The following is a 7,642-nucleotide window of genomic DNA, read 5'->3' on the forward strand; positions in this document are numbered from 1 at the left end:
AACCTGAGCACAGGTCGGTTATCAAACCCAGAGAATATCGACCCAAAGGAATAAACACAACGTCGTAACCGACTCATCCTTAAACAAAATTTCATTAATTAGACAGCTGACTATCAAAAAACGATAATAAAAATGAATAAACCCGAATACAAATGCAAATGTCTTGGTATTACCCCGGTAAATTTTTTAACAAGCTGAATAATTTATTATTTTTCTGCATAGTAGTGAGTTTGGGACACATCATCAGCATCCATTAAAGCCCTGCTACTTTGTATGCTTTTGCTTCGCTCAGTACGACTTCAGGATTCTTTTGTTGAGAACTTCCTAACGTGTGCGCTAATCTATAAACATCCATGTTCACTTAACGGATAAGACGTTATGTTCGTTTACAACGGCAAAGAAATTGAAACTGATGCTCAAGGCTATCTACTGGATCATACTCAGTGGGAAAAAGGCATGATTGAGCTTTTAGCAAAAGAAGAAGACATCGAACTTACTGATGCTCATTTAGAAGTTGTGCATTTTGTGCGCGACTTTTATGAAGAGTTTAATACCTCTCCAGCAGTGCGAATGCTTGTCAAAGCAATGGAAAAGGCGCACGGCCCAGAAAAAGGCAACAGCAAATATTTGTTCAAGCTGTTCAAAAAAGGTCCAGCAAAACAAGCAACAAAGCTAGCAGGTTTACCTAAACCAGCTAAGTGCCTGTAATATTATAGAATTTTAAATCCGCGGAATGGTTTGTACGATACGCTCTCTCGCGTAACGCTTTCTACTGTCGCCGTCCGCGGACCTTCTTGTAACCATTCACAAAACTGGTCAATTTGCTCTTTAGGCCCACAAGCCATCACTTCTACATCGCCATTGTTCAAGTTCTTTGCATAGCCCGTTAAACCAAGCTTTAAACCTTGGTGCGAAGTATGGTAACGAAAGCCAACCCCTTGAACGTGACCTTTAACTATAAATCTCTCACACTTTACGTTCATCTTTGTACCGCATCTGATTATTGAGTGATATATTCGTTTTGTCTTATTCACCCCACTAAGGATAGTGGGTTTTCGTATGGTTATAATAATTATGAAAGAAATTCCTTTCCGCTGGATTGATAAGTATCTCATTCACTTAAAGATTCAAGAAAAGTTCTACTTGCTCTTCATTCTCCCTCTTCTTGCTCTAGTCATTCTTACTCTCGTCCTCAATAGCGCGGCTAATTCTCTGATCTCAGGTATGTATCAGGAAGAGTTGATGCTCATGAAAGGGCTGATAGAGGCTGGCAATCTTTCTCAAGCTCAAGTAGCAAACCTTATTGCGGGTTCAGAGACGGTCTCTATTGGTACAGGACCACAATCTGTATCGGTATTGAATGGTGCATTCAGTTTGGTTGCGAATCATGAGCTTTCTCTGTGGACTGCCCTATCAATGACTCAAGTGAGCATCATCTGCGTGAGCTTGTTTGTTCTCGCGTTGGGTGTTTACTACATCATGACGTTCATCGGTGGCGCAATGTTCACCATGAACAAGGCGCTAAACACGCTTGCTGATGGCGACCTAACCGCGCGGATGAATTTCTTCCCTGTTCGTGATGAGTTCAGTGAAATCGCCATCACGATTGATAAAGTCGCGGAGCGTGAACAAAAAATGGTTCAATCTATCCAAGAGTCTGTCGCTCTTATGCAGCAAATCAGCTCAGACTTGAACCAATCGATTCACCACAGTTCTGAAATTTCTGCGACGCAACAAGAACACCTCAACTCTCTTGCAAGTGCAACGGAGCAGATGGCTTCAACGATTCGTGAAGTTGCGACACTGGCTCACGACTCAAGCACACAGACGGATGATGCACGTAGTGTGGCTCAATCAGGCCAAGTGAAAGTCGAAAACACGCTTCACTCGATTTCAAATCTGTCGAATGAGATTCAATCTGCTTCTCAAGCGGTTGAAGAGCTAGATGCAAATGCAGCGCAAATTGATGAAGTTGTGACAACAATCAACGGCATCTCTGAGCAAACTAACCTACTCGCCTTGAACGCTGCCATTGAAGCGGCTCGTGCAGGTGAACAAGGTCGTGGCTTTGCGGTTGTTGCTGATGAAGTCCGTGCTCTTGCAGGCCGTACTCAGCAAGCAACTGTTGAAATCCAAGCGATGATTGAATCATTACAACGTAACAGCCAATCCCTCACCAAACTTATGGAAGTTACGGTAAACAATGCCAACGAAGGTCAAAACCTGATGGCAGAAGTAAACCAAGAGATTGGCTCGCTTGCCGATAAAAACCAAACCATCTCAGACAGCAGTATTCAAATTGCAACTGCGGCTGAGGAACAAGGTGTCGTTGCAGATAACATCGCCGCAAGCGTCGAAGAAATCCGAGTTCAAGCAGATAATGTGTGCAATATGATCAGTACGACCTCGCAAAACGTCGAACAGTTGCGTAAGCAAAGCGATACGATGGAATCTCTCCTCACTGGTTTGAGAGCATAACCAAATATCAGTTAATCAGGGTCACGCAAGTGGCCCTTTTTTATGCCTGCTAACAGCTGTGCCAACGATAATGACTAACGATACCGACCGTTTAGCAAATGACTGGATTGTTGAGGGATATTGCTTTTGCCCTCAACATCCCGGACAATACGCCCCTTTCAAAATTCAACAAGAGCAAATGAAATGACAGCTGCTATCTATTTGGTTAAAGGTCGTGAGAAATCGGTTAAGCGCAAGCACCCTTGGATCTTCTCTCGAGGCATCGGTAAAGTTGAGGGCGAACCCGCTCTTGGCGAAACAGTTGATGTGTTCACTCACGACGGTAAATGGCTAGCAAAAGCGGCATATTCTCCAGAATCTCAAATCCGCGCTCGTATTTGGAGTTTTGAAAAAGAAGAAATCAACAAAGCGTTTTTCGTGAAGCGTTTTCAAAATGCTCAACTTCTTCGTGAAGACGTGATTGAACGTGATGGTTTAACAGGTTACCGACTCATCGCCGCTGAATCTGACGGCTTGCCGGGCGTGACGATTGACCGCTACCAAAACTTCTTCGTATGTCAATTGCTCAGCGCAGGCGCAGAATACAACAAGCAAGCGATTGTAGATGCATTGGTTGAATGCTTCCCTGATTGCAATATCTACGAACGTTCTGACGTAGCAGTACGTAAGAAAGAAGGTTTGAAAGAGACCACTGGCGTATTGCACGGTGAAATGCCTCCAAAATCTGTCGTCATCGAAGAAAACGGCGTAAAAATCAGTGTCGACATTGTAGGTGGACATAAAACAGGCTTCTACCTAGACCAGCGTGACAGTCGTCAACAAGCGATGAAGTACGTTAAAGATAAAGAAGTACTGAACTGCTTCTCTTACACGGGTGGCTTTGGTCTTTACGCACTGAAAGGCGGCGCAAAACGCGTAATTAATGCGGATGTATCTCAGCCAGCATTGGACACAGCAAAATACAATGCAGAACTGAACGAGTTTGATATCTCGAAAAAGCGCGCTGTTTTCTTAAACGCAGATGTATTTAAACTGCTTCGTGAATACCGTGACCAAGGTACTCAGTTTGATGTGGTTATCATGGATCCACCTAAGTTTGCAGAAAGCAAAGCGCAACTAAATGGCGCATGTCGTGGTTATAAAGACATCAACATGTTGGCGATGCAAATTCTAAAACCTGGTGGCACGCTACTGACCTACTCTTGCTCTGGCTTAATGGACCAAGTTTTGTTCCAAAAAATCATTGCTGACGCAGCGGTAGACGCAAACCGCCAAGTGAAATTTGTTGAGCGCTTTGAACAAGCCGCAGATCACCCAACCGATACGGCATACCCAGAAGGTTTCTACCTAAAAGGCTTTGCTTGTAAAGTGCTTTAGGCTAAGAATAAGTAAGACAAAGCAGAAGAAAAGGGCCTATTGGCCCTTTTCATTATGGCTCTAAGTTAACCTTAGTTAGCGCGGATAACACATCTCTCTCAAAGTCCGCATTCCCCACGATTAAATCACTAAACTCTGTCGCCCCGTTTTCTATTACGATAGTTTGAATTGAGTTTCCATCGTTATGGGTTATTTCTAGAGACAAGTCATCACCATCAATGTTCAAGTCAATACTATTAAGAAGTTCTTCTATTGTATTGTGCCCTGCATCTTCGACGACTTCACTCAGATCTAAGGTGTCCAAATCTCTCTCAAAGCCTCTAATTAGATCTGTTCCTGTATCCAAGGAGTCGTTGACCCATTTAAAGATATCTGCCTCGTTATCATTGCCGATCAAGATGTCATGACTTACGTCTACTTCAGCTTCAATAATATTTACAGAACCATTGCTTGAAGCATTTACACCTCCATTTTCATCAATAACGAATTGCAAGGTGTTCTCACTTTGATCACCATCGTTATCCGTCAATACATAATCGAAGTCTAACGTTTCAACTGTATCACCCACCGCGCCATAAAATGCATACGCACCATCGTTTAGGTCGATTTCCAGAGTATGTTTGCTGTCGATATAGATAGTAAGCTGCATCGTTGTGTCGTCAAATGCATGCGAAATACCATCGTTATTGTCAGTAACTATTAGGTCTGTACCATCAAACGAATAAGTGACACCGTCATGTTCTATTTCGCTAATATAACCACCATCTGCACCAATACCTGTATCTGGAGAAGTGGTATACATCAAGTTCCCCCCAACAGGTTGAATCACTGACTGCAACATAACCGGAGGTAATTGAGTTACGTCAGGAACCACAACACCATCAAGATCTTGATTCAAGAAGCCATCATATGCTACGCGATCTAATTGCTCCGGCATAAGATTAACGCCCATACCATACGCTAGGGCTGTTATCTGATTATCAGGATCGGTTAGGTGATCAATCCAACTCTGCTCACGAGCGTCGTTTATAAATGATGACGCAGGGTTTGGCTGACCATCTGACAAGAAGTAACTAACATTCGACGCACTGGTTAACTTACCTACATCATCCCACGACTGTTTTGCTTCATTTAGCGCGTTGTTATAGTTAGTCGCGCCACCTGCAGTTAGCGTCTCAATATACGCTTTGGCCTCGTCGACCGTCAGCCACGTCGCAGCACCTATAGCGTAAGTGGATGCTGTACTGCTATAAGTAATAATTTGAACTCGCGTTTGACCGATAGACTCATATTGATTCAATAACTGAGTTGCCGAATCTTTCATTATCTGCAAGCGATTATCCGTTCGCATAGAACCCGAGACATCCATTATGAGCTGAACGTTGGCACTTTCTTTAGTTTCTGCAACTACATCGTGAATAATGGATGCAGAATCTGGTGAGTCATCTTCCACAATAACGTTGACCGTTGTGGAGTTAGTAAGACCACGAGCATTCGAGACAAGCACAGGCACCTCAATATTTAAGGCGTCTTCTCCAGATGCGTTGGAGTGATCAATTGGGCCAAGAAGCTCCGTAGATACCATTCCAGTATCATTGACTGATATTTTGATAACCTCTTTACCGTTTGCTGAACCGATAAGCATTTGGTCGTTATTTGATAACGCCCACGTTACAGAGATCCCGTTACTAGTAAGAGCTGTAGATGGTTCACTGAGCGTAACAGAATCAACGGTTTGACCCAGCGTCAATTGTTCTACATCAGAACTCGAGTCAGTTGTGTCATCAAAGCCGTTTAGAGCAGAGTCATCAGCAATGGCGTTGCTTAATCCTTCCTCAGAAACGTTTAGTGTTACACCTTCTACGATTGGTGGGGCGTAAGGGTTGACAGAAAAGTACCCCGTTTTACTGTCTCCATCATTATCAGTAATCGTGTAGTTAAAATCGATATCCCCATCGCCATAAGGTGAGGTCAAAGGCAAGTATTGGAAGAACTCCCATTTTCCAGTGCTAGGTGTAAGTTGAACTTCGAATGCAAGCTCTCCATCAGCCTCTGCAATCAGTCTATTAGAGTTTTGTGGGTCGACATATATCAACACGTCTTGACCATCTAGAGTCTCTAAACCAGCCTCGCCTCCATTTAAGACTATAGAACCAGGGCCATCAGCTCCATATACAGCACCGAGGTTCCCATCCGCACTAGCAATTGGCACGCCGGAGTACGCACCTGTAAAGGTTATTGATTTAACGGTAAAGTCACTGTTGTCTTCAGTATCCGGGCCATTGCCATTACTGGCCGCTTCGAGGATGATTTTATCAAAGCCCCCCTGTTGAACATTGAAATTCGCCGCGTAATCACCACTGCTTGCGTCAGAGCTGAACGATTGCTGAGCAATTAATACACCATCTCTATAAAAAGATGCGATTCCTTTCTCAAGTTCACCACCAAACATTTTCTCAAATTCTATTTCTGCTCCATAAGCAACTTTATTGCCTAAGTCTATGATTAACTGCTCTGATACACCCTCATTACCCGCGAATCGATAATCGACTTCGTTTTCTAATTGGAAGCCGTTGTTACCAGAACTTTTAACGCCAATCCCTTCTGATGATTGATTGATTTCAGCTGTTCCCAGCATCGCAGATTCGTCAGACACAAAACCGTTTGCAGTCACAACAACGTCCCCAAATGTTCGACTGGTTGCATCTGCCTCACTTCCTGCAAAATCTATACGCCCTGTCAGAACGATTGGTGCATCAGTAAGCGACACATCAACGGGTTGAACAACCACAGGCACGTATGGGCAATCGTCTTCAACGACCACATTTAAGCTTTGAGATGTCGTTGTTTGTCCATCACTTACAGAAATCTGTAAATCAAAGTTGATGATGTCTTCCACATCATTAACAGGATGATCAAGTGGCTCAAACAGAGTAATAGTATAGTCCCAAGAGCCTTGACCTGAGGCTGAAGGCTCGCTCAGCACAACAGTAGCAACAACGCTCAGGTGAGCGGTTTTCGCAGTCAGCGTTTGAGTACTGTTGTCCCACGTCCACGATATAGGCTCCCCTCCTGATGTTAGGTTGTTAGGGCCGGCCAATACCACTGAAACATTCGCCGTGTCTGGATCGGCAACTGTGAATGTTCCTGAGAAACTTGCGGAGTTAGTGGTGTCTGAAGGTGATCCGGTATTATCAGGGATACCATTAGCTAAACCTTCTTCCGAAACAACTGCATTCACAACATTTGAAATAGAAGGAGGAGCGTCGTTATCAGTAATACTTGTGTTCACAAACGCATTGTCTAGATTCAGAGCTTCAAAGATTGGGTTGCTGTCGCTATCGACGATGCCCGACACGCTGACGCGGAACACTTCATCGCCTTCGGCGTACACATCGTCCACCGTATCAATGGTAAACGTAGCGGTCACACCGTCGGCACCGATAATCGCTTGAGCGGTTTCAGTGATGTCATCACCTGACGCAGTGGTGTAGCTGTAAGCGAGCGTGACAATGCTACCCACAGGAGCTGGATCGCTCAGTGTCACGGTGTATTCCGTGGTGGTGTCACCTTCTACAACACTCGCTGGACCAGTCATGGTCACCGTAACGGTATCTTCTGGCCCTGGGTCGGTTTCATCGCTAATGGTGGTATCAACAAAGGCATTTGAAACATCTAATGCCTCAAAAATCGGATTACTGTCACTATCAACAATACCCGACACGCTGACACGGAACACTTCATCGCCTTCTGCATACACATCGTCCACCGTATCGATGGTAAACGT

General features: G+C 44.2%; 5 protein-coding genes. 3 read left to right on the top strand and 2 right to left on the bottom strand.

Annotated features, from left to right (window positions below; translation table 11 throughout):
• Nucleotides 1-378: 378 nt before the first annotated feature.
• Nucleotides 379-708: a TusE/DsrC/DsvC family sulfur relay protein gene (locus ACF8OV_RS15035; protein WP_392404378.1), complete on the top strand. Its 330-nt coding sequence runs from the start codon at nucleotides 379-381 to the stop codon at nucleotides 706-708.
• Between the two features lie 2 nt (nucleotides 709-710).
• Here ACF8OV_RS15035 and yccX read toward each other — a convergent pair whose 3' ends face one another.
• Nucleotides 711-983 (bottom strand): acylphosphatase, encoded by a 273-nt coding sequence (yccX, locus tag ACF8OV_RS15040; protein ID WP_005494922.1) that lies wholly within the window; start codon nucleotides 981-983, stop codon nucleotides 711-713.
• A gap of 91 nt (nucleotides 984-1,074) precedes the next feature.
• On the opposite strand from yccX, the gene ACF8OV_RS15045 reads away from it, so the two are divergent.
• Together ACF8OV_RS15045 and ACF8OV_RS15050 are read left to right on the top strand one after the other, a co-directional pair.
• Entirely contained in the window at nucleotides 1,075-2,478 is a 1,404-nt protein-coding gene (locus ACF8OV_RS15045) for a methyl-accepting chemotaxis protein (protein WP_005490568.1), read from the top strand.
• A gap of 183 nt (nucleotides 2,479-2,661) precedes the next feature.
• Entirely contained in the window at nucleotides 2,662-3,855 is a 1,194-nt protein-coding gene (locus tag ACF8OV_RS15050; protein WP_020840600.1) for a class I SAM-dependent methyltransferase, read from the top strand.
• 52 nt (nucleotides 3,856-3,907) lie between these two features.
• Here the strand turns inward: ACF8OV_RS15050 and ACF8OV_RS15055 are convergent.
• Nucleotides 3,908-7,642, bottom strand: a 3,735-nt coding sequence (locus ACF8OV_RS15055; RefSeq protein WP_392404379.1) for a VWA domain-containing protein, incomplete at its 5' end; no start/stop codon positions are given.

The sequence above is a fragment of the Vibrio sp. GLN_1 genome, assembly GCF_043106015.1.
In the GTDB taxonomy this organism is placed as follows: Bacteria; Pseudomonadota; Gammaproteobacteria; order Enterobacterales; family Vibrionaceae; genus Vibrio; species Vibrio parahaemolyticus.